This is a genomic window from Rhodoferax lithotrophicus, assembly GCF_019973615.1.
Taxonomy (GTDB): Bacteria; Pseudomonadota; Gammaproteobacteria; order Burkholderiales; family Burkholderiaceae_C; genus Rhodoferax; species Rhodoferax lithotrophicus.
The window spans coordinates 1351960-1372545 of the sequence record NZ_AP024238.1; the positions used below are offsets into that span (position 1 = coordinate 1351960).

At 60.9% G+C, this 20586-nt stretch carries 18 protein-coding genes; 6 read left to right on the plus strand and 12 right to left on the minus strand.

The features are described 5' to 3' along the window. The first annotated feature begins 88 nt into the window (after window positions 1-88). The 3 genes from lysA to LDN84_RS06285 all read left to right on the plus strand — a co-directional run bounded on the left by lysA (window position 89) and on the right by LDN84_RS06285 (window position 3163). Window positions 89-1339 (plus strand): diaminopimelate decarboxylase, encoded by a 1251-nt coding sequence (gene lysA, locus LDN84_RS06275; protein WP_223909947.1) that lies wholly within the window; start codon window positions 89-91, stop codon window positions 1337-1339. 31 nt (window positions 1340-1370) lie between these two features. Beyond that, complete coding sequence (locus LDN84_RS06280) at window positions 1371-2909, plus strand: LA2681 family HEPN domain-containing protein (RefSeq protein WP_223909949.1); 1539 nt, start codon at window positions 1371-1373, stop codon at window positions 2907-2909. A 110-nt stretch (window positions 2910-3019) separates the two neighbouring features. Next, window positions 3020-3163 (plus strand): hypothetical protein, encoded by a 144-nt coding sequence (locus LDN84_RS06285; RefSeq protein ID WP_223909952.1) that lies wholly within the window; start codon window positions 3020-3022, stop codon window positions 3161-3163. On the opposite strand, the gene LDN84_RS06290 is transcribed toward LDN84_RS06285, so the two are convergent. Further along, complete coding sequence (locus tag LDN84_RS06290) at window positions 3151-4071, minus strand: aminotransferase class IV (RefSeq protein WP_223909955.1); 921 nt, start codon at window positions 4069-4071, stop codon at window positions 3151-3153. The two genes, LDN84_RS06285 and LDN84_RS06290, sit on opposite strands and share 13 nt — an antisense overlap. 100 nt (window positions 4072-4171) lie before the next feature. Between LDN84_RS06290 and LDN84_RS06295 the strand changes: the two genes are divergently transcribed. After that, window positions 4172-4963, plus strand: coding sequence for a TetR/AcrR family transcriptional regulator (locus LDN84_RS06295; RefSeq protein ID WP_223909957.1), 792 nt, complete (start codon window positions 4172-4174; stop codon window positions 4961-4963). Here the strand turns inward: LDN84_RS06295 and LDN84_RS06300 are convergent. Next, window positions 4960-5883: a DMT family transporter gene (locus LDN84_RS06300; RefSeq protein ID WP_317134830.1), complete on the minus strand. Its 924-nt coding sequence runs from the start codon at window positions 5881-5883 to the stop codon at window positions 4960-4962. The two genes, LDN84_RS06295 and LDN84_RS06300, sit on opposite strands and share 4 nt — an antisense overlap. An 81-nt stretch (window positions 5884-5964) precedes the next feature. Here LDN84_RS06300 and LDN84_RS06305 point away from each other — a divergent pair, with 81 nt between their 5' ends. After that, window positions 5965-6840: a LysR family transcriptional regulator gene (locus tag LDN84_RS06305; RefSeq protein ID WP_223909960.1), complete on the plus strand. Its 876-nt coding sequence runs from the start codon at window positions 5965-5967 to the stop codon at window positions 6838-6840. Window positions 6841-6952: 112 nt separating this feature from the next. Next, window positions 6953-8392 (plus strand): DUF4139 domain-containing protein, encoded by a 1440-nt coding sequence (locus tag LDN84_RS06310; protein WP_223909962.1) that lies wholly within the window; start codon window positions 6953-6955, stop codon window positions 8390-8392. Between the two features lie 172 nt (window positions 8393-8564). Here LDN84_RS06310 and LDN84_RS06315 read toward each other — a convergent pair whose 3' ends face one another. The 10 genes from LDN84_RS06315 to LDN84_RS06360 all read right to left on the minus strand — a co-directional run bounded on the left by LDN84_RS06315 (window position 8565) and on the right by LDN84_RS06360 (window position 20586). After that, a complete protein-coding gene (locus tag LDN84_RS06315; RefSeq protein WP_223909965.1) occupies window positions 8565-10598 on the minus strand; it encodes a 4-oxalomesaconate tautomerase in 2034 nt (677 codons plus the stop codon). A gap of 1 nt (window position 10599) precedes the next feature. Next, complete coding sequence (tcuB, locus tag LDN84_RS06320; RefSeq protein WP_223909968.1) at window positions 10600-11772, minus strand: tricarballylate utilization 4Fe-4S protein TcuB; 1173 nt, start codon at window positions 11770-11772, stop codon at window positions 10600-10602. Continuing rightward, entirely contained in the window at window positions 11759-13219 is a 1461-nt protein-coding gene (gene tcuA / locus LDN84_RS06325; protein WP_223909970.1) for an FAD-dependent tricarballylate dehydrogenase TcuA, read from the minus strand. Before tcuA ends, tcuB begins: the two co-directional genes overlap by 14 nt. Before the next feature lie 6 nt (window positions 13220-13225). Continuing rightward, window positions 13226-14578: a class-II fumarase/aspartase family protein gene (locus LDN84_RS06330; protein ID WP_223909972.1), complete on the minus strand. Its 1353-nt coding sequence runs from the start codon at window positions 14576-14578 to the stop codon at window positions 13226-13228. A gap of 23 nt (window positions 14579-14601) precedes the next feature. Continuing rightward, complete coding sequence (locus LDN84_RS06335) at window positions 14602-15423, minus strand: HpcH/HpaI aldolase/citrate lyase family protein (RefSeq protein WP_223909975.1); 822 nt, start codon at window positions 15421-15423, stop codon at window positions 14602-14604. Continuing rightward, window positions 15420-16601: a CaiB/BaiF CoA transferase family protein gene (locus LDN84_RS06340; RefSeq protein ID WP_223909978.1), complete on the minus strand. Its 1182-nt coding sequence runs from the start codon at window positions 16599-16601 to the stop codon at window positions 15420-15422. The genes LDN84_RS06335 and LDN84_RS06340 overlap by 4 nt, the downstream gene beginning before the upstream one ends. Window positions 16602-16610: 9 nt before the next feature. Beyond that, entirely contained in the window at window positions 16611-17456 is an 846-nt protein-coding gene (locus LDN84_RS06345; protein ID WP_223909981.1) for an HTD2 family dehydratase, read from the minus strand. Between the two features lie 67 nt (window positions 17457-17523). Beyond that, complete coding sequence (locus LDN84_RS06350) at window positions 17524-18807, minus strand: TRAP transporter large permease (RefSeq protein ID WP_223909985.1); 1284 nt, start codon at window positions 18805-18807, stop codon at window positions 17524-17526. 2 nt (window positions 18808-18809) lie between these two features. Beyond that, on the minus strand, window positions 18810-19469 hold the full coding sequence (locus LDN84_RS06355) for a TRAP transporter small permease (RefSeq protein WP_223909988.1): 660 nt from the start codon (window positions 19467-19469) through the stop codon (window positions 18810-18812). Window positions 19470-19554: 85 nt separating this feature from the next. Next, complete coding sequence (locus LDN84_RS06360) at window positions 19555-20586, minus strand: DctP family TRAP transporter solute-binding subunit (protein WP_223909991.1); 1032 nt, start codon at window positions 20584-20586, stop codon at window positions 19555-19557.

Here is a 20586-nt window from a genome sequence, read left to right on the forward strand (position 1 = left end):
AAGGGAGATGGATGAATATATCAAAAATGAATGATTTGAATAAAAAAATGGTATTGATTGAATGGATGTGAAGGGGCATGATCCCCCCATGAACCCCTTTACCCCCTCCACCCTGGCCAGCTTGGCCCACACCCACGGCACCCCTTTGTGGGTGTATGACACCGCCACCATCGAGCGACAAATCGCCAACCTGCGCCAGTTTGACGTGATTCGCTTTGCCCAAAAGGCCAACTCCAACACCCATATCCTCAAGCTGATGAAACGCTTGGGTGTGATGGTCGACTCGGTGTCACTGGGCGAGATTGAGCGTGCGCTGGCTGCAGGGTTCACCCCCGGCGTACACCAAGGCCATGCCGAGATCGTCTTCACCGCCGACCTGCTGGACCGCGCCACCCTGGCCCGCGTGGCCGAGCTGGGTGTGCCGGTGAACTGCGGCTCAATCGACATGCTCGACCAGCTGGGCGCAGTCAGCCCCGGCCACCCGGTGTGGCTGCGCATCAACCCCGGCTTTGGCCACGGCCACAGCAACAAAACCAACACTGGTGGCGAACACAGTAAACACGGCATTTGGCACGCCGACCTGCCGCTGGCCTGCGAGCGCGTGCGTGCCAACGGCCTGACGCTGATGGGCATACATATGCACATCGGCTCCGGCGTGGATTACGCCCATTTGCAGGAAGTGTGTGGGGCCATGGTCAAGCTGGTGGAAACCGTCCAAGCCCAGGGCATGGACTTGGCAGCCATCTCTGCCGGGGGCGGCTTGTCGATTCCCTACCAGGCCGATGCGCCAACGATTGACACGGCGCACTACTTCAGCCTGTGGGATGCGGCACGTACTCAAATCGCCACTTTGCTGGGCCACCCGGTCACGCTGGAGATTGAGCCCGGCCGCTACCTAGTGGCCGAATCCGGCGTGCTGGTGGCCGAGGTGCGCGCCACCAAACAAATGGGCCGCAACCCGTTTGTGATGGTGGATGCCGGTTTCAGCGACCTGATGCGCCCGAGCATGTACGGCGCCTTCCACGGCATGGAAATCATCCATGCGGACGGTACGCCCGCCACCGGCACACCGCAAGACACGGTGGTTGGCGGCCCGCTGTGTGAGTCTGGCGACGTATTCACCCAGGGCGAAGGCGGCGTGGTGCTGCAACGTGCCTTGCCCCCGGCGCAGGTCGGCGACCTGCTGGTGTTACACGACACCGGTGCTTACGGCGCGTCCATGTCCTCCAACTACAACACGCGCCCGCTGATCCCCGAGGTGCTGGTGGAAGATGGCCAGCCCCGGTTGATCCGTCGGCGGCAGACGGTGGCGGAGTTGCTGGCGCTGGAGGCGGTGTAGGCGAGGTGGTTGGCGAGTTAAAGCTTGCATGATGCACAAATCAAACAAAAGACCCGCGATTAGTGGTCTGTCCAACGAGCGTGCGCTTGATTTGATCGGGCAGCTCGTGGATCAAGCCCTTGACGAAGGAAATATTGATCTGATCAGTTACGCACTTTCTATTGCTGATGAGTTGGAGGCGCGCGGTCTTCAAGCATTGGACTTAGCATTGCTTGATTACTTTCGAGCAAATGCGTGGGCATGTCGTGGTCAGCAACGGCTTGGCAATTCAGCCACTGTTTGGGATTTTGAACAACCGGAAGTAGGCCAGCAGGTGTTTCTATTACGGCGCGCAATGAACAGCCCTGGATTCGACGCGATGGATGCAATCCGTCGCTGCCAGATATTGACAAATCTCGCCAATCAACTCAATACGCTAGGGCGTTTTGTCGAGGCTCGCGCATACTGGAGCACAGCGCTGGTAATAGATCCTAACTTCTGGATGGCTCGCGCCAACCGGGGGCGTGGACTGATGTATTACGCCAATGCGCTATACGATCCTGGACATGAAGCTGCGTTTGCTTTGTCCGCCTATAGTGACCTCATCAATGCGGTGGAACTTATCGCCAAGTTTCCATATTTGGGTGATTTTCAACTTGCTTCCGTTTTTTCTAGGTCAGCAGAGCAGATATCGAACCACTATGACATCGAGGCAATTCGTCATGAATACAAATCTGATGATTGGGACATGGGGTCGGTGCCAATTGAGCGCGCGTATCGCAGCTGGTGTCTCGATAACGTGCTGTTTCTCAATCCGTTGAATGACCTTGAGGCTTCCTCAATTGCTGCGCGAGATGTCATGACCTTGCCAAACTTCATCACAGCGAATGGTGAGCCGCCAATCGTGGTTGGTATGTTCAACGAACTCAAGCAGGGCTTTGTTTCGGCGCGGTGGATGTTGTGGGAAGGCATGCAGGTAGATGAACCGCATTTGTCAGATCGTGAGGTTTTGATCTACAGCACCTTTGACTATTCTGTGTATGGGCTGGCGATCGAAAAGGTGAAAGTTGCGTTTCGGATGGCCTATTCGACACTCGACAAAATTGCTTACTTCCTGAACCACTACCTTGCGCTTGGCATTCCAGAGAAACGCGTTAGCTTTAGAACCATCTGGCGGGACAAAGATAACGGGCCGGTCAGGGACTACTTTGCAAAATCAGAAAATTGGCCATTTCGTGGTTTGTTTTGGTTAAGTAAAGATTTGTTTGAAGAGGATATGCGGGATTCGACAGAGCCGGACTCCCGCGCTTTGGCCGATCTGCGGAATCATCTTGAACATAAATATGTGAAAGTTCATGACATGGTGATGCCCACTAGGTCAGCCACAGATCCCTTTTACGACACATTGGCTCATGTGATTTCCAGGTCTGATCTTGAGCGGCGGACGTTACGCTTAATTCAACTGGTTCGGTCTGCGCTGATCTACCTTTCGCTTGGGATGCACAGAGAGGAACAGGCGCGAGGGAAAGGTAAGGAGGGATTGATAGCGCCTATGTCACTCTATCCATTGAGTGACAAGTTGAGATACTGAAGATACTGACTTACCTTGGTACATATGATATTTTGAGATAGTTGTGTATCCGGCATAAGCAAGCTTCAACCAAACGATTGACACCTGGGGGGCGGTTGACTTGCTCCCGAATGACCACACCCACCAAATTCCCCATTACCAACCCCCGCAGCGTTGAAGCCCTCATCACCGGTCAGGCCAGCTCGGACGGGGTTGGGGGAAGTCTCACGCGGGTGTTGGCGCAAGACCTACAGAGGCTGGGTCAGCCGCTGTAATTCACCGGGTCGCGGTAAGCCGCTTCGTCGTGTAGGGACCAGTAGGCATCGGACAAACGCCCGGTGATCGGGCCAGGGAAATGCGCCAGTGGCTGACCGTCAAGCTTGGCAATTGGCAGCACCCCGCCGCCGGTGGAACTCAGAAACACCTCGTCAGCCTGGCGAAATTCGGCCAGCGGAATCGGCGCAATTTCCAGCGGGATGCCGAGTCGCTCACACAGCTCAATCACGGTGCGCCGCGAAATGCCTTCCAGCACACCCCGGTTGGCGGTGTGCACCACCCCGTTTTTGACCATGAACACGTTGAAGCCCGGCCCTTCCATGATGTTGCCCTGTGCATCCACCACACAACTGGTGTCCCGACCCTGGTCATAGGCATCCAAGAGCGACTGCACCAGATCCATCCAGTGGTAGTTTTTCACCGTGGGATCGACCGACTCCGGCGCAATGCGGATGCGCTGGCTCACATGCAGGTCAATACCCTGCAACTGCTTGTCACGCGAGGCAATCCACACATACGGCACGGCGTAGGCGTAAAAGCGGTTTTGCGCCATGCGTGGGTCACGTGCGCCCTTGGGCGGCACACCCCGGGTGCAGATCATGGCCACATACGCATCCTGCAGCCCACCGGCACGCACGCAGCCGTGCAAGATGTCGCGCAGCTCGGCGCGGCTGTAGGGCAGGGTCAGGCGCATCTTTTCCAGGCTGACAAAAAAACGATCCAGATGGTCATCCAGCCGGAAGAACGCGCCCTGCCAGGTGCTGACCACGTCATAGGTGACATCCGAACGGGTGAAGCCCCAGTCAAACAGGGAAATTTTGGCCTCTGACAGGGGTACGTAGGCCCCATCGGCAAAGGCGCAACCGCCTTCAAACTGGCCGGGGGCGGGGGTTGCGGGAATCGGCATGGGCAAGTCTCCTTCGTGGTGGGTTTGGCGGATTCTAGAAAAAAATTGATCGATGTTCAATAATAAATTAAACACGGGTCAATAAAACTAAAATATGCTGATGTCCCAACCTCGCCACACGCCAATAACCACCCCACAGGCTCCTCCGGCAGCACGCCCTGGCAAGGTGGGCCGCCCCCGCAAATCGGCTTTACCCGAGACCGGGGCACTCGGGCGGGAGCGGATTTTTCAGGCGGCGCTGGCGCTGATTGATGCCCAAGGTCTGGCCGCATTTGGCATTCGTGGATTGGCTACCCAGCTGGGTGTGGCCCCTGCTGCCATTTATTGGCATGTGGCCAGCCGTGAAGACCTGGTGTATGGTGCGTTGTCCATCGCGTTGGCGGATGTGGCCCAGGCCATGCCACCGGGGAGCTGGCAGCTGCGTATTCAAACCGTGCTACGGCGTTTTCGGGCAACCCTGCGCCAGCACCCGCATCTGGCCCCCGCCGTGGCCAATGAGCTGGGCTGCAACGCCACCTTGGATACCGCGTTGATGGAGCACATCGTGGCCGCACTGGAAGAAGCCCATTTTGACGGCCAGGCTTTGGTGGATGCTGTGAACGTGGTGGTGGCCGCCATGTGCGGTTTTGCCACGCTGGAGTTGTCCACCGCACCGGCCGGGCCGGACAGCGCCTGGGGACAGGCCTGTCGTGCCCAGGTTGAAGGCATTGACCCGGCACGTTGTCCGGCCCTGGCCCGCCACCAGTCCGAGCTGGCGAACCACGCCTTTTTGATGCGTTGGACAGGCGGCATGGACAACCCGCTGGATACCGGTTTTGAGGCCTGGGTGGATGTGTTGATTGGTGGGCTGGAGGCACGCAGCAGGGTGCTGCTGGAAGCCAGAGAAAGTTAATTTGGTGGTGAGGCCTTGACGCGGTTCACCAGAAAAATACCCGCAATGGCCATGCCGCCCCCCAGGATCACGCTGGTGCTGACCGACTCGTCCAGCACCAGCCATCCCAGCAACACACCAAAAATTGGCACCAGGTTGTTGAACACCACGGTGCGCGCCGCGCCCAGCTTGGTGATGCCTTCGTAATACCAGACAAACCCCACGGCGGTGCCCAGTACGCCCAGGAAGACCAGACTGGCCCACACGCTGGCGGTGAAAGCGCTCGATGGCAACGTGGGCAGATCACGCACCGCCAGCACCCCCAGAAACAGGGCCCCCCACATGGAGGCCCACAGCGTGGCCAACAGGGGTGACAAGCCTTGCAACACGCGCCGACCTATCAGCGTATAAGCCGCCCAGGCGCAAACCGCACCCAGCATGGACAGCTCACCCTGGCCCACCGATGACATCAGTTGTGACAGGTCGCCGTGGGTGACCACAATCCACACGCCCAGCAGCGCCAAACCCACGCCCAGCCAGCGGATGGGTGACAGACGTTCACCCAGCAGCACGGCAGCGGCCAGCAGCGTGATCGCCGGGTTGAGCGCCACGATCAGCGATGTTCGACCTGCAGGCATGTTCGCCAGCGCATGGAAGAAAAACAGGTTGTAGGCCAAGATGCCGGTGGCCCCCAGCGCCATGGTGCCCAACAGTTGGCGGCGGGTGATCTGGGTGAGTGTGCGCAGCCCGTGCGACAGGTGCAGCGCCAGCAACAGCGCCAATGAGGCCAGCACAAAACGGATAAACGCTGCACTGGCAGCCGGTACATGGGCTGAGACGATACGGCCCGCGATGAAGGTGCCGCCCCAGATGGCGGGCACGCAGGTCAAGCGCAGGTACAGGCCCATCAGTCGAGGGGTGGCGAGAGGGGGGTGGGTCACGGTCATTGTGATGCGTCAAAGTGAAATTGAACATGAGATTAATGGTTAATATCTTCACTTTCAAATGAGCATTTACTCATCATGACCCTGGTTCAGCTGGAAGTTCTGATCGCCTTGGCCGAATGTCAAAGCTTTTCGCGTGCGGCCATGCGATTGGGTACCACCCAGTCTGCCGTCAGCCATGCACTGCGTGCACTGGAGAAACAGTTTGGCATCAGGCTCGCACAGCGTGATGCCTCTGGCGTGCGTATGACCGATGCTGGGGATCGTCTCTTGCGGCGTGCCCGTGAGATGACCGCACTGGCCGCCACCATGGCACAAGAGGCCGTGGACGCACGTGAGCTGAAAACCGGCACGCTGCGTATTGGCTCCTTTGGTCCGACTTCCACCACACATTTGCTGCCGCCCTGGCTGGAAACTTTCAAAAAGGCCCACCCTCAGGTACAGGTGCGTATTGAGGAAGAAAGTGACGAGGTGGTCGACCAGTGGCTGCTGCAAAAGCGGGTGGAACTTGGTTTTGTGGTGGACCCAGATGAGCGCTTTGAGGTCTTGCCGCTGGTGCAAGACGAGTTTGTGGCGATTGTGCCAATGGGTCACCCCTTGGCGGCGTATGACGCCGTGCCCATCAGCGCCTTGACGGGGCTGGATTTTGTGCTGTCGGAAGCCGGTGGCGGGCCGGTCATCGTGCCGATTCTGCAAAAGCATGGCGCACGCCCCCAGGTGCTGTACCACTTCACGCAAATCGTGTCGATTCTGGAATTTGTGCGGCGTGGCCTGGCGGTGTCGATGGCGGCACGGCTGGCCTTGCCTGATGCACCGCAAGGGGTGGTTTACCGATCTCTGTTACCGATGCAACCACGCACGGTGGGGCTGGCATGCCTGGATGTGGCCAAACTGTCGCCGCTGGCGCGGGCTTTTGGGAGGTGGCCAGAACACAAGTCCAGCCTTGATCCATAACGGTCAAGATGTATTCTGTGCAGCGAGGTCGCCGCAGGGTTATTGCTGCCCCTTCGCGCTTGGCATACAGTCCACGCCACACGTCGCCCCTTTCTTCTGGAGAACTCCCCCCATGCAACGCACTCTTGTTTATTCCCTGTTGATGCTGGCCCTGCTATCCAACGCCTATGCGCAAAGTGATGAGCAGCGCAGCACCCTGAGCGACCAGCAGGAAGTCGCCGTCACCATCTACAACGAGAACCTGGCCCTGATCAAGGATCAGCGTAGCTTGCAGATCAAACCCGGTGTGTCGGCGCTGGCTTTTCGTGATGTCAGTGCCCGCATGCGCCCCGAGACGGCGTTGCTGCGCAGCACCAGCGCCCCCGGCAGCCTGTCGGTGCTGGAGCAGAACTTTGACTTTGACCTGCTGACACCGCAAAAGCTGCTGGAGAAATACGTGGGCCGTAGCGTCAGCGTCATCCGCACCAACCCGGCCACCGGCACCGAGACCACAGAGCAGGCGGACGTGCTTTCGGCCAACGATGGCGTGGTGCTGAAGATCGGCTCGCGCATTGAGACTGGTATCCCGGGACGCATCGTCTACGGCGATGTGCCCACCAACCTGCGCGACCGCCCGACGCTGGTCATGTCGCTGGACAACAGCGGCGCGGCGCAGCAAAGTGTGGAACTGAGCTACCTGACCGGCGGCTTGGCCTGGAAGGCTGATTACGTGGTGGAACTCAACGCTGCCGATGACCAACTCGACATCTCTGGCTGGGTGACCCTCACCAACACCAGCGGGGCCACCTACCGCAAGGCCAAGCTGCAACTGGTGGCCGGTGATGTGAACCAGGTCACACCGCAACTGGAGCGCCGCGCCATGGTCATGGCGGCACCGGCACCTGCGATGGCCAAGGCCAGAAGCGACATGGCCGAAGAGTCGCTGTTTGAATACCACCTCTACACCCTGAACCGCCCCACCACCATTGCCGAGAACCAGACCAAGCAGGTCTCGCTGCTGTCGGCCAGTGGTGTGCCGGTGCGCAAGGAACTGTTGCTTAAGGGCAACGACTATTACTACCAGAGCAGCTACGGTGAGCTGGGTCAGAAGATAAAGGTGGCCGTGTTTGTCGAGTTTGACAACAAGGAAAGTGCCCACCTGGGCATGCCGCTGCCCAAGGGCATCATCCGCGTCTACAAGAAAGACAAGGCGGGCAACGCCCAGTTCATCGGTGAAGACCGGGTCGACCACACCCCCAAGAACGAAAAGGTACGCCTCAAGCTGGGTGATGCCTTTGATGTGACCGCCGACAAGAAGCAGACCGATTTCAAAAAGCTGGGTGGCCTGGGAAAATACAACTATATGTTTGAGAGCGCCTATGAAGTGCTGCTGAAAAACGCCAAAAAAGAAGCCGTCACCGTCACCGTGCAGGAGCCCATGCCGGGCGACTGGCAGGTCTTGAGCGAAAGCCACCCCCACACCAAGGGAGCCAGCAACACGGCGGTCTGGAAACTCAGCGTACCGGCTGAGGGCAGCACCAAGCTGGTTTACCGCAGTCTGGTGCGTTACTGAGCTGGCGGGATAGGTCTGGCTTATTGCTCCAGCCGAAGCTGCTCAATGGACTGGGTTGTTGATTTGCTATTTTATTTATAGCTGCTAGCGCCAAATTTACTTGGGCTAGAAGCTCAAAACAGCAAAAATGTTGGGTGGTTTGCCCGTGTCTGACGGCAAGCCAAGGAAAAGCTCAACTTTCCAGTACCACCTCTGGCCGCAACCCGGCCTGCAACACCACCGCCTGCCACTTCTCACTCTCGGCCATCAGCAGGTCGTGCAACTCACCGGGTGATGAGGTTTGCACCCGCGCTCCGTCGGCCTCCATGCGGGCGACGATCTCGGGGTCTTGCAGCACGGTGTTGAGTGTCGTGTTGAGCTGGCGCACCACGGAAGCCGGGGTTTTGGCCGGAGCAAACAAGGCGTACCACTGGGTCAGCGCCACCCCCGGCACACCGGCCTCCAGCAGTGTGGGTAATTCGGGCAGCGCAGGCAGTCGGCTGGCTCCGGCCACGGCCAGCGCCCTGAGCTTGCCGCTGCGCAGGTAAGGCTGGGCGGTGAACAGACTGGGGAACATCACCTGCACCAGGCCACTGGCCACGTCGGCAATGGCCGGGGCTGCGCCGGAAAAGTCCACTCGCTGCAACTGCGTGCCGGTTTGCAGCTTGAACAGTTCGGCGGCAAAGTGGGGCACGGTGCCCTCACCGGCTGAGGCATAGCTCAGGCGGCTGCCTGAACTGCGCAGCAGGCGCACCAGTTCCTCCACCGAATGCACCGGCAGCTCAGCGGGCACCACCAGCAGGGTGGGGGAGTAGCCAATCAGTCCAATCGGCGCAAAGTCGGCCACTGGGTCGTAGCGCAGCTTTTGCAGCGCCGGGTTGATGCCGTGGGTGGCGATGTAGCCAAACAGCAGGGTGTGGCCATCTGCCTGTGCGGCGGCCACGTATTCGCTGGCGATGGTGCCGTTGGCCCCGGCCCGGTTGTCCACCACCACCGATTGACCCAGCAGGGGGCCGAGCTTGCGTGTCAAAGTGCGGGCCATGGTGTCGTTGCCGCCCCCGGCGCTGGTGGGCACAATGATGTGCACTTCTTTTTGTGGGAACTGGCGACGGCCCTGGGCCACGATGGCTTCCGGCATTTCAGTTGGTGCCGGGGGGAACACATAGCTCGGCAGGTGCAGCACCCCTTGCATGATCTTGCGCACCGTGCGCACCAGGGCGGCGCTTTGCACGCTGGCCTGTGCACCTGCTCCTTGCAGCGTGACCTCCACGTCAATCTGGCCCGCCGGATGCAACACCACCAGCGCGTGCCGACCTGCCGCCATGGCCTGACCGCTGGCCACCGTGCCAGGCAAGGCAAAGGCCGTGGCCACGCCAATCGCCCCGGTCACGGCGTGGGAGGCATGGCACTTGTGGGGTGTGAAGTAGCGCGAAGTGATGCTGTGGGCGCTGTCGCCTGCGCTCACCAGCACCGGTTTGGGCACCACGCTGTTGGAGACATCACCCAGGCCCATGCGTTGGCCCGCTTGCAGCCGCAGCACCTCAATGCGCGCCAACAATGCGGCGTTGGCATCCAGCTCGGCTGGGCGTTCGCGCCCACTCAGACCCAGGTCGGTGGCGCGCAGAATCATCAGGGGCATGGCCGCGTCAATACAGGTCAACTCCAGGCCGTCGATCACGTCAATACGCTGACCGGTGGGAAACAACTGGCCGGTGACCGCACCCCAGGCATCCAGAAAATTCAGCAGCACCGGAGCGGCGGTACCCGCCACACCGTCAATGCGGGCATCGCCTTCGTAGGTGACCTGGCCGCCCGGCGTGCAGACGGTGATGTCGATGCGCGAGCCGGTGTTGACATTGAACACGCGGGCGGTGGTGCGGCCGTCTTGCGCCGGGATCAGGCCCTGGTCTAGGGCAAATGGCACCACGCCCGAGAGCATGTTGCCGCAGTTGGGCCGGGTGTCCACCGACTGGTGGCCGACACCGACCTGGGCAAACAGGTAGTCCAGATCGCAGTCCGGCTGGGTGGATTTGGAGACGATGGCCACCTTGCTGTTGAGGGTGCTGCCGCCCCCCAGGCCGTCAAGCTGCAGCGGGTCAGAGGCACCGATGGCACCAATCAGCGCCTGGTTGCGCGCCTCATCACCCTCGGGCAACCAGTCACGCAGGAAGAACGGGCCACGTGAGGTGCCAGCGCGCATCAGCACGCAGGGAATGGAGAGTGTCATCTCAGTCGTCTCCCAAAGCGAGAGTATTTGGCTGGCGCTTTTCTACCGCGTAGCGCAGCAGGGCGGCACTGCGGAAAATGCCGTGGGCAAACTTGCCGTAGGGCAGGGTGGCGAACAAGGCCATCACCACACCCAGGTGCAGCGCCAGCAGCAAGGCCAGTGCCGGTGTGCCGCGGGCCAGCCACAGCAGCAGACCGCTGGCGCTGGTCAGAAACAGCAGCGCGATAAAGCCGTAGTCCATGGGCTTCTGGGCTGCATCACCGTGCAGCGGATGGCGTGTCAGCTTGAGCTTGAACAGCCCGGCCGTGCCGAGCAGCAGGCTGATGCCACCGGCCACCCCCAGCAGCTTGGGCAAGCTGGGCAGCTCATACGGCGCATGCCAGCCTAGGGCGTAGTGGTAGACCGTGGCCACGCTGGTGGCGGCAAAACACAGCATGAAACCGTAGAACGTCAGGTGATGGGCGCGGCGGCGTGACAAGGTGTAGGCATCGTCTTCGTTGTGGCAACCCTCACCGTGGCCGCCGTCCAGGTACTTCAGCGTGAGCACATCCTGTGTGGCTTGCAGCGCATCCCCGCTGGCCATGGCTTGGCCCGAAGTGGCAGGTGATACGTCGCGCAAGAAACGCGTGACACCCAGCCCCAGGGCCAGGACCGCCCACAAGAAGACCGGCGCAAACAGAGACACCAGCAAGTTGTGCGGAAACAGCCCGGAAAAGTCCCCCGCCGATGCCCCGCCCCAGAGGCTGCCGTTCAGGGCCAGCGCCAGCAGCAAAAACAGCGCCAGGCCAGCGGCCAGCGCCAGTGACAGGGTCAAGCCGTTGCGCTGGTAGAGTTTGCCCAAAGCAGCAGGCCAGGCATAGGCCACATAGGTTTCACCACGCACTTGCGCCATGGCTTGTGGCACATTCACCGCAAATTCATGCGGCGGCGCGTACTGGCAGGCGTGCAGGCAGGCCCCGCAGTTGTGGCACAGGTTGGCCAGGTAGTGCACGTCGGCGGCAGCAAATTCCAGCCGTCGTGTCATGGCCGGGAACACGGCGCAAAAACCTTCGCAGTAGCGGCAGGCGTTGCAGATTTGCATTTGCCGGGCCACTTCAGCCACGGCGGGGGTGGCCGGGCCGTGGCCAGCAGCGAGTTGCCGGGCATCCTTAATCAAGGTCTCAAGCACTTGCATGATGTGCTCCTGATTTGATAGCTTTTTGCGCAGACTGTACCCCGGCTATACGGCCAAAAGCCGTGCCAATCGACATGCCGACCCCGGCGGTGTAACCCTTGCCCAGCACATTGCCAGCCATCATTTCACCGGCCACAAACAGGTTGTCACTGGGCACATCGTTGAAGCGCACCGCGGCCGTTTCATCGGTCTTGAGGCCCAGGTAGGTGAAGGTCACACCGGGGCGCAATGCGTAGGCGTAAAAGGGCGCGGTGTCGATGGGCCTGGCCCAATGGGTTTTGGCGGGTGTGATGCCTTGGGTGTGGCAGTTGTCCAGCGCGGTGTGGTCAAAGTTGCCCGCCTGGCAGGCTTGGTTGTAGGTGTTGAGTGTTTGCATGAAGGTCTGGCCGTCCAGGCCGAGCTGGTCCACCAGCGCTTGCAAGGTGTTGGCCTTGACCCCAGGAAACACCGGTGGCATGAAGCGGCCAATGGCTTTGGCATCAATGATGGAATAAGCGGTTTGCCCCGGCTGCTGGGCCACCAGGCGGCCCCAGATGGCGTAGCGCTTGGGCCAGAAGTCTTCGCCCTCGTCATAAAAACGCTGGGCATCGCGGTTCACCACCACGCCCAGCGAGACGCAGTCGATGCGGGTGCAGATGCCACCGTCGTACAGCGGTGCACGCGCATCGATGGCCACCATGTGGGCTTGCGTGGGGTCGCCAATGGCATCGGCCCTATGGTCGTTCAGCAGGTGGCGCAGCAGCACGCCCTGGTTGAACTTTGTGCCGCGAATCAGGAAGTTGTCGGACGGGGTTTCGCCGCGCTCGTTAGTGCCCCAGGCTTCGCGCAGCCAGTCGCGGTTGGACTCAAAGCCGCCAGCGGCCAGCACACAGGCGCGGGCGGTGATGCGCTCGGATGTTTCGCTGCCGTCGGCATGTTGGGTGTGGACATGGGCGGCGACAAAGTGGCCGTTCTCAATCTCCAGCCGGTTCACTGGTGCGTTGTAGCGCACCTGCACGCCCAGTTTTTCGGCACTGCGAAAGTAGGCGTTGACCAGGGCCTTGCCGCCGCCCATGAAAAAGGCATTGGTACGCGCCGTGTGCAAAGCCCCGGAGAGTGAGGGCTGAAAGTGCACACCGTGGCTGCGCATCCAGGGTCTGCAAGTGCTGGAGTCGCGGATCACGCGCCGGGCCAGTTGCTCGTTGGTCAGTCCGCCGGTGACTTTGAGCAGGTCTTGCCAATACTCTTCTTCGGTGTAGGCATCGACCAGCACGTCTTGGGGCGCGTCGTGCATACAACGCAGGTTGCGGGTGTGGGCCGAGTTGCCGCCGCGCCACTCGCGCGGGGCGGCTTCCAGCAGCAGCACGCTGGCACCGGCCTCGCGCGCCATCAGGGCGGCGCACAGGGCGGCGTTGCCACCGCCGATCACCAGTACGTCCACGGCAGCTTGTTGATTAGGAGTAGGCATGGTGGGTCAAGCTCCCTGGCGTGCCGCCAGCACCCGGTCGACCATCACACCGGCCTGACCCAGGTGATTCACTGGGTCACACATGGCCTCCAATTGGGCGCGGGTCACATGGGGGTTGATCTCGGGGTGGGCTTGCAGAATGTCGATCAGCGGGCGGTTCTCCTTCAAGGCCTGGCGGCACAGGTCGTAGACCAGATCATGGGCGTACTCGCGGCCAATGTAGGGGCCCAGGCCCATCATCACCGCCTCGGACATGACCAAGCCGTTGGTGATGTCCATATTGGCACGCATGCGCACGGCATCCACCTCCAGGCCTTGCAGCACAAATTTGGTTTGTTTCAACGCGCCCGACATCAGGCAGAAGATTTCCGGCAGCGACACCCATTCAATTTCCCACGGGCCGGTGGAGCGTTCATGGTCGGCCACCATGGCATCCATCAAGGCCGCAGCGTGCTGGCGTGCCACCGACACGTTGGCGTGGATGTAGAGGCAAGAGATGGGATTGCGCTTTTGCGGCATGGTGGACGACGAACCGCGCCCTGGCGCATAGGGCTCGAACACCTCGCCCACTTCGGTCTGCATCAGCAGCTTCACGTCCATGGCGATCTTGCCCAGCGAGCCACCGACCAAGCCGAGAAAGGCCCCCACCTCGGCAATGGTGTCGCGCACGGTGTGCCAGGAGATCAAGGGTTGGGCCAGACCCAGCTCTTGCATCAAGCCGGCCTGGGTTTCCATCGCGCCTTTTTCCAAAGACGACAGCGTGCCCGAAGCCCCACCAAACTCACCCATCAGCACCCGGGGTTTGAGCTGGCTCAGGCGTTCGCGGTGGCGTTCGATGCCCGCCAGAATGCTGGCCATCTTGTAGCCAAAGGTGATGGGGGTGGCCTGCTGCAGGTTGCTGCGGCCAATGATCGGGGTGTCGCGGTACTTCTTTGCCAGCGTGGCCAGCGCGTCCGAGATGTCGGCCAGATACTGCTCGACCAGCGCCAGGCCTTCGCGCATTTGCAGCACGGCAGCCGTGTCGGTGATGTCCTGGGTGGTGGCCCCCCAGTGGCAGTATTCGCCTAGCCGGTGACGGCAGTTGGCGTTGATCTGGTTGACCACCGCAATGATCGGGTAGCCAATCTGCTCGGTCTTGGCCTTGAGCTGGTCCCAGTCGATCATGGAGAGTTCGCAGTTGCGGATGATTTCGTGGGCCGCTTCCTGGGGGATGATGCCGAGCTCGCCCTGCACTTTGGCCAGCGCGCGTTCGATGTCGAGGTATTTGGCGGTGCGGTTTTCGTCCGACCAGACCTGACGCATACGTGCGTCGCTGAACATGTCGCCAAAAATCCGGGAATCAATGATGGTGGAGGCCATGAGGTTTACCTTGTCTGTCAAAGTTAAAGGGATTGGCTAGCGAGAGCCAGAATGCGTTCGGCGCGCAGCAGCACCGGTTTGTCGACCATCTTGCCGTCGACCTGGATGACACCCGCCCCGTGGGACTGCTGCCATTGGGTGAGTACGCGCTGCGCCCAGGCGAGGGTTTGCGCGTCCGGCTTGAACGCTTCCCGCACGGCGGCAACCTGGGTCGGGTGGATACACATCTTGGCGCCAAAGCCCAGGGCTCGGGCATGAGCCAGGTCATGCTGCACCTGGCCAGCGTCCAGCTCGGGTGTGACACCCGCCACCGGGGGCGGCAGGTTGGCGGCGCGTGAGGCCATGGTAATCGCCAGGGCGGCAGCATCCAGCGCAAAGCCGGGGCCGGGCAGGTCCAGGTCAAGCAGGTAGTCCAGCGAGCCAAAGGCCAGCCGGTCGACCCGGTCGGCCTGCGCAATCACGTTGGCGGCCAGCACGCCGCGCACGGTTTCAATCAGCGGCAGCACGCTGGAGTCCGCTGGCATGTGGGCCAAGACCTGTGCCACCTGCTCTTGTGATTCACATTTTGAGAGCATGCTGCGCTTGATACATGTGCGCTGCAGCCATAAAACATCATCAGCATGGTAAGGGCTGGTGACATCGTTGATGCGAACCAGCAGCCGCTCCACATCCTTTGCCGCCAGGCTGGCCACCCAGTCTGCAATGGCGGTACGCGCTTTAGCCTTGTCGGCCACAGCGACGGCATCTTCCAGGTCCAGAATCACCCGATCCGCGCCGCTGGCCAGGGCCTTGGCAAAACGCTCGGGCCGGTTGCCTGGCACAAACAGGTAGGTGAGGGGGGTCACACTGCCCCCTCGGCACGCAGTGCGGCAACTTGCTCTTTGCTGTAACCCAGCGTGGCCAGGATGCTGTCGGTGTGCTGACCCAGGGCGGGCACCGCATCCATGCGGGGTGCGCCCTTGCTCCAGGAGCCCGGTGGCAGCAGGGCGGGCACCGTGCCGACCGAGGTGTCCACCGAGGTCCAGCGCTGGCGCGCCTGCAACTGCGGGTGCGCCCAGACCTCGGCCATGGTGTTGACCTGGGCGTTGGCGATTTGTGCCGCTTCCAGGCGCTGCACCACTTGCGCGGCGCTCAGGCTGGCGAAGGCTTGCTCGATCAGGACATACAGCGTGCTGCGCTGGGCCACGCGCTTGGGGTTGCTGGCAAAACGCTCGTCTGTGGCCAACTCGGGTTGCTGCAACACTTGCTCACAAAAGGCTTTCCACTCACGCTCGTTTTGCAGACCCAGCATCACGGTTTTGCCGTCACCCGCCGGGAACGGGCCGTAGGGGTAAATGGTGGCGTGGCTGGCCCCGGTGCGCTTGGGTGGGGGGGCACCGTCCAGGCTGTAGTACAGCGGGTAGCCCATCCACTCGGTCAGGGCTTCAAGCATGGAGATGTCGATGTGCTGGCCTTGGCCGGTCTGCTGGCGGTGCATCAGTGCGGCCAGGATGTTGGTGTAGGCGTACATGCCGGCCGCAATGTCGGCAATCGACGGCCCGGCCTTGGACGGCGTTTCTTCGGTGCCGGTCACCGACACAAAACCGGCCTCGCTCTGGATCAGCAGGTCGTAGGCTTTTTTGTCACGGTAGGGGCCGTTGTCGCCGTAGCCGGAAATGTCGCAAACAATGATGCCGGGTTTGACCGCGCTCAGGGCTTCATACGACAGCCCCAGGCGGGCGGCAGCACCAGGGGCCAGGTTTTGCACCACCACGTCGGTGTCTTCCTCAATGATGCGTTTGAGGATTTTTTGCGCCTCGGGGTGTTTCACGTCGAGCGTAAGGCTTTCCTTGCTGCGGTTGGTCCAGACAAAGTGCGAGGCAATGCCACGAACCCGGTTGTCATAGCTCCGGGCAAAGTCACCCACGCCGGGGCGCTCAATCTTGATGACCCGTGCGCCCAGGTCGGCCAGCTGGCGCGTGGCAAACGGCGCGGCAATGGCGTGCTCCAGGGTCACGACGGTGATGCCTTTGAGAGGTTGCATGGTGGCTCCTTAGGCGATGACCGCGGTGGCATCCATGGTCAGCCAACCTTCATGGTCTTTGGCCCACAGATGGATGGTTTTGCCGTCAGCCGAGGGTTCGCCGCAGACATAGAAGGGATGGATGTCAAACACCGGGCGCACGGCGCGGAACTCGTAGCGCAGCACCTGGGCAGCGGGCATCTGGTGGCGCAGCAAGTCCAGCAGCAGCGTGGCCACCATCGGGCCGTGCACGATCAGGCCAGGGTAGCCCTCGACCTCGGTCAAGTATTTGCGGTCGTAGTGGATGCGGTGGCCGTTGAAGGTGAGTGCCGAGTAGCGAAACAGCAGCACGTCGTCAGGCACCCACTGCTTTTCCCAAGTCGCGGCTGTCGGTGCGGCTTTCGGCGGCGGTGCCACGTCGTCGGGCCGGGCGGCTTCGCGGTAAACGATGTCGTGAAACTCGGTGAGTGCGATGTCGGACTCTCCTTCGCGGCGGATCTCATGGCGCACCTTGACAAACACCAGCTTGCCGGTGCGACCGGATTTCTCGGTCACGTCCGCGATGGTGGAGGTGCGCTCCAAGGCATCACCAATGCGCAGCGGCTGGTGAAAAGTGAACTGGCTGCCCGCCCACATGCGACGGGGCAGCGGCACTGGGGGCAGAAAGCCGCCACGCTTGGCGTGGCCGTCAGCACCAATCTCGGACTGGCGGTACAGCGGCAAGAAGTACAACCAGTGCCACAGCGGCGGCAGCGCTGTGCCGGCTGGCGGACGGGTGGCTTCACGGTCAAAGGTGGCCGACAGCGCGGCGTAGGGCGTGGGGGTGGCGGTGTCGCAGACAGACTCGCTGCGGCCAATCCAGTCGGTCAGGTTCATGGGTGTGTTTCCAGTATTAAAAAGTGAGCTGCTTGCGCATGATTTATAAGGGTTAGAGCACGATTTATTACATCATTCCGAGTGTTTTGGGCAACCAGGTGGAGAGCGGGGCCCAGTAAGTCACCAGCACCAGGAAGGCCAGCATGGTCAGCAGCCAGGGCCAGACGGCCACGGTCAGTTCGGTGATGCCCATCTTGGTGATGCCCGAGGCCACGTACAGGTTCAGTCCAACCGGTGGGTGGCACATGCCGATTTCCATGTTCACCGTCATGATGATGCCGAAGTGGATCGGATCGATGCCGAGCTTGATGGCAATCGGGAACAGGATCGGGGCCAGTATCAGGATGATCGAGGACGGCTCCATGAAGTTGCCCGCCGCCAGCAGCAGGATGTTGGCGATCAGCAGGAACGAAATTTGCCCGAGCCCTTGTGACAGCATCCAGCCCGCCATTTCTTCCGGCACGTGCTGGTAAGACATCAAAAACGAGAACAGCGCCGCGTTGGTGATGATGTAGAGCAGCATGGCGCTCATGTTGGCCGATGAAATCAGCACCTGGGTCACGTCTTTGAAGCGCATGTCTTTGTAGACAAACAGGGCAATCACAAAAGCATAGACCGCCGCCACGGCCGCGGCTTCGGTGGGGGTGAAGATGCCGGAGTAGATGCCACCCATCACCAGCACCACCAGCAGCACGCCCCAGATGGCTTCACGCAGGGCGCGTCCGCGCTCGGCCCAACTGGCTTTGCGCTGGCGCGGGTAGTTGTTTTTGCGGGCGATATGCCAGGTGGTCAACCCCAGCAACACGGCCAGCAGCAGGCCGGGAATCACCCCGGCCATGAACAGCGCACCAATCGACGAGTTGGTGGCCACGGCGTAGATGATCATGGCAATCGACGGCGGGATCAGAATGCCCAGGCCGCCCGCAGTGGTGACCACACCCGCGCCGAACTTCATCGGGTAACCGGCCTTGACCATGGCGGGCAGCAGAATCGAGCCAATCGCTACCACGGTGGCGGGCGAAGAGCCCGAGATGGCCGCAAACAGGGCGCAGGCCAGCACACCGGCGAGTCCCAGGCCACCGTAGAAGTGTCCCACCATGCTGGTGGCAAAGTGGATCATGCGCCGGGCCACACCACCGTGCGTCAAAAAGTTGCCCGCCAGGATGAAGAACGGAATCGCCATGATCTCGAACTTCTCGATGCCGGTGAACAGCTTGAGTGCCACCGACTCAATCGGCACCTGGGTGAACAGGTAAAGGAAGGACAGGACGGTCAGGCCCAGCGAAATCGAGATCGGCATGCCCGTGAGCATCAGCGCGATCAGCAGAAACAAAATGACAGCGGTACTCATGGCTATTTGCTCCCTTTGGCGGTGGCGGCTTGTGCGCTGTGCACCTCATGGGGGTGAAATTCATCGGTGATGTCGATCTCGTCGAGGCCATCGACATGGCTATGGTCGTGGTGCGGCAACTCGCCAGTGCGGGCAAAGGTGTAGGCCACTTGCAAAAAGCGGAAACACATCAGCGCCGTGCCCAGTGGGATGGCCGAATAGACCACCCAGGTTTGCCATTCCAGATCAGGCGTGGTGGGGCCGGGAAACAGGTCGGGGGAAGCTTGACCCAACACGTGCATGACGGCGTAATGTGCGCCGTTTTCCCAGACAAAACTCACCCCCAGTGCGGCCACGATCACGGTGAATACTGCGCCAGAGAGCAATCCAAACAGCACAAAATGACGGCGTTTGTTGTCACTGAGCCGGTTAATCACGACATCCACTCCGACGTGAATGCCGGTGCGCACCCCGTAGGCGGCACCAAACTTGGCCATCCAGACAAACATGATGATGCACAGTTCCTGCGCCCAGGACATGTTGATTTGCAAAGCCAGGTCCTGGATCAGCGGGATATTCCAGGAGGCCAGGAAGCGGTGCACGACGGCGGCGAAGATCACCAGCGTGGCACCGGAAATGAGGAACGCAATCAGCAGTTCTTCGAGTCGGTCAAGAAGTTTCATGGAGAGGCTCCAGTCGAGGGGGAGGCAAGCTACCGCCCGGGTGATCCGGCAAGGGACACCCAAACGGTGGAGGCTGGACCAGGGTTTATTTCGCGGAAGCAGCGCTTACCGAGTCGATGAAGGCTTTGCCGCCGACGCGGTCGGCCATTTCGGCATGCACCGATTGCATGGCCTTGGCCCAGGCATCCATCTCGGCAGCGGTGGGGGCATAAACGGTGGATTTGCCAGAGGCCTTGATGGCAGCGAGTGCGGAAGCTTCGTCTTTTTCCGCCACGCTGTCGTTGTAGGTGGTGGCATCTTTGATGGCGGTCTCCAGCGTGCTGCGGATGTCAGCGGGCAGACCATCCCAGAACTTCTTGTTGGCCACCACCACATAGTTGCTGATGGTGTGGTAGCTCAGGGTGATGTGTTTTTGCACCTCGTACTGCTTTTGTGTGTAGAGGTTGGACAAGGGGCCTTCGGTGCCATCCACCACGCCGGTTTGCAGGGCCTGGTAGACCTCGGAGAAAGCCAGGCTTTGCGGCTGTGCGCCGACCGATTTCATGATGGAAGCGTTCACCTTGCTGGAGTTGATGCGCATCTTCAGCCCCTTCATGTCCGCCGGGGTGTGGATCGGTTTGTTGGCGCTCATCACGCGAAAACCGTTGTCCCAGTAGGCCAAGCCGGTCACGCCACGCGAGTCGAGTTTTTTCAGCAGGCTGGCTCCGCCCGGGCCGCGTGAGAAGCGGTGCACGGCTTCGATGTCCTTGAAGATGTAGGGCAAGTCAAACACCTCAAACTCCTTCACGCCCAGGGGGCCAAACTTGCCTGGCACGGGGGCCAGCATTTGTACCGATCCGATCTGCAGGGCTTCCAGCTCCTCTTTGTCTTTGAACAAGGTGCTGTTGGCAAACACCTCGACCTTCACTTTGCCCTTGGTGCGCTCTTCCACAATCTTCTTGAAGTATTCAGCAGCCTGGCCTTTGGGGGTGTCCACCGCCGCGACATGGGAGAACTTGATGACGATGGGCGCTTGTGCCAGTGCTGCCAGAGGCGCGGACAGTGCGGCGCAACTGATTAGACTGGTCAGTGCCTTGATGCATGTGGTGGTGATGCGGGGGGTGAAATTGAGGTTCAT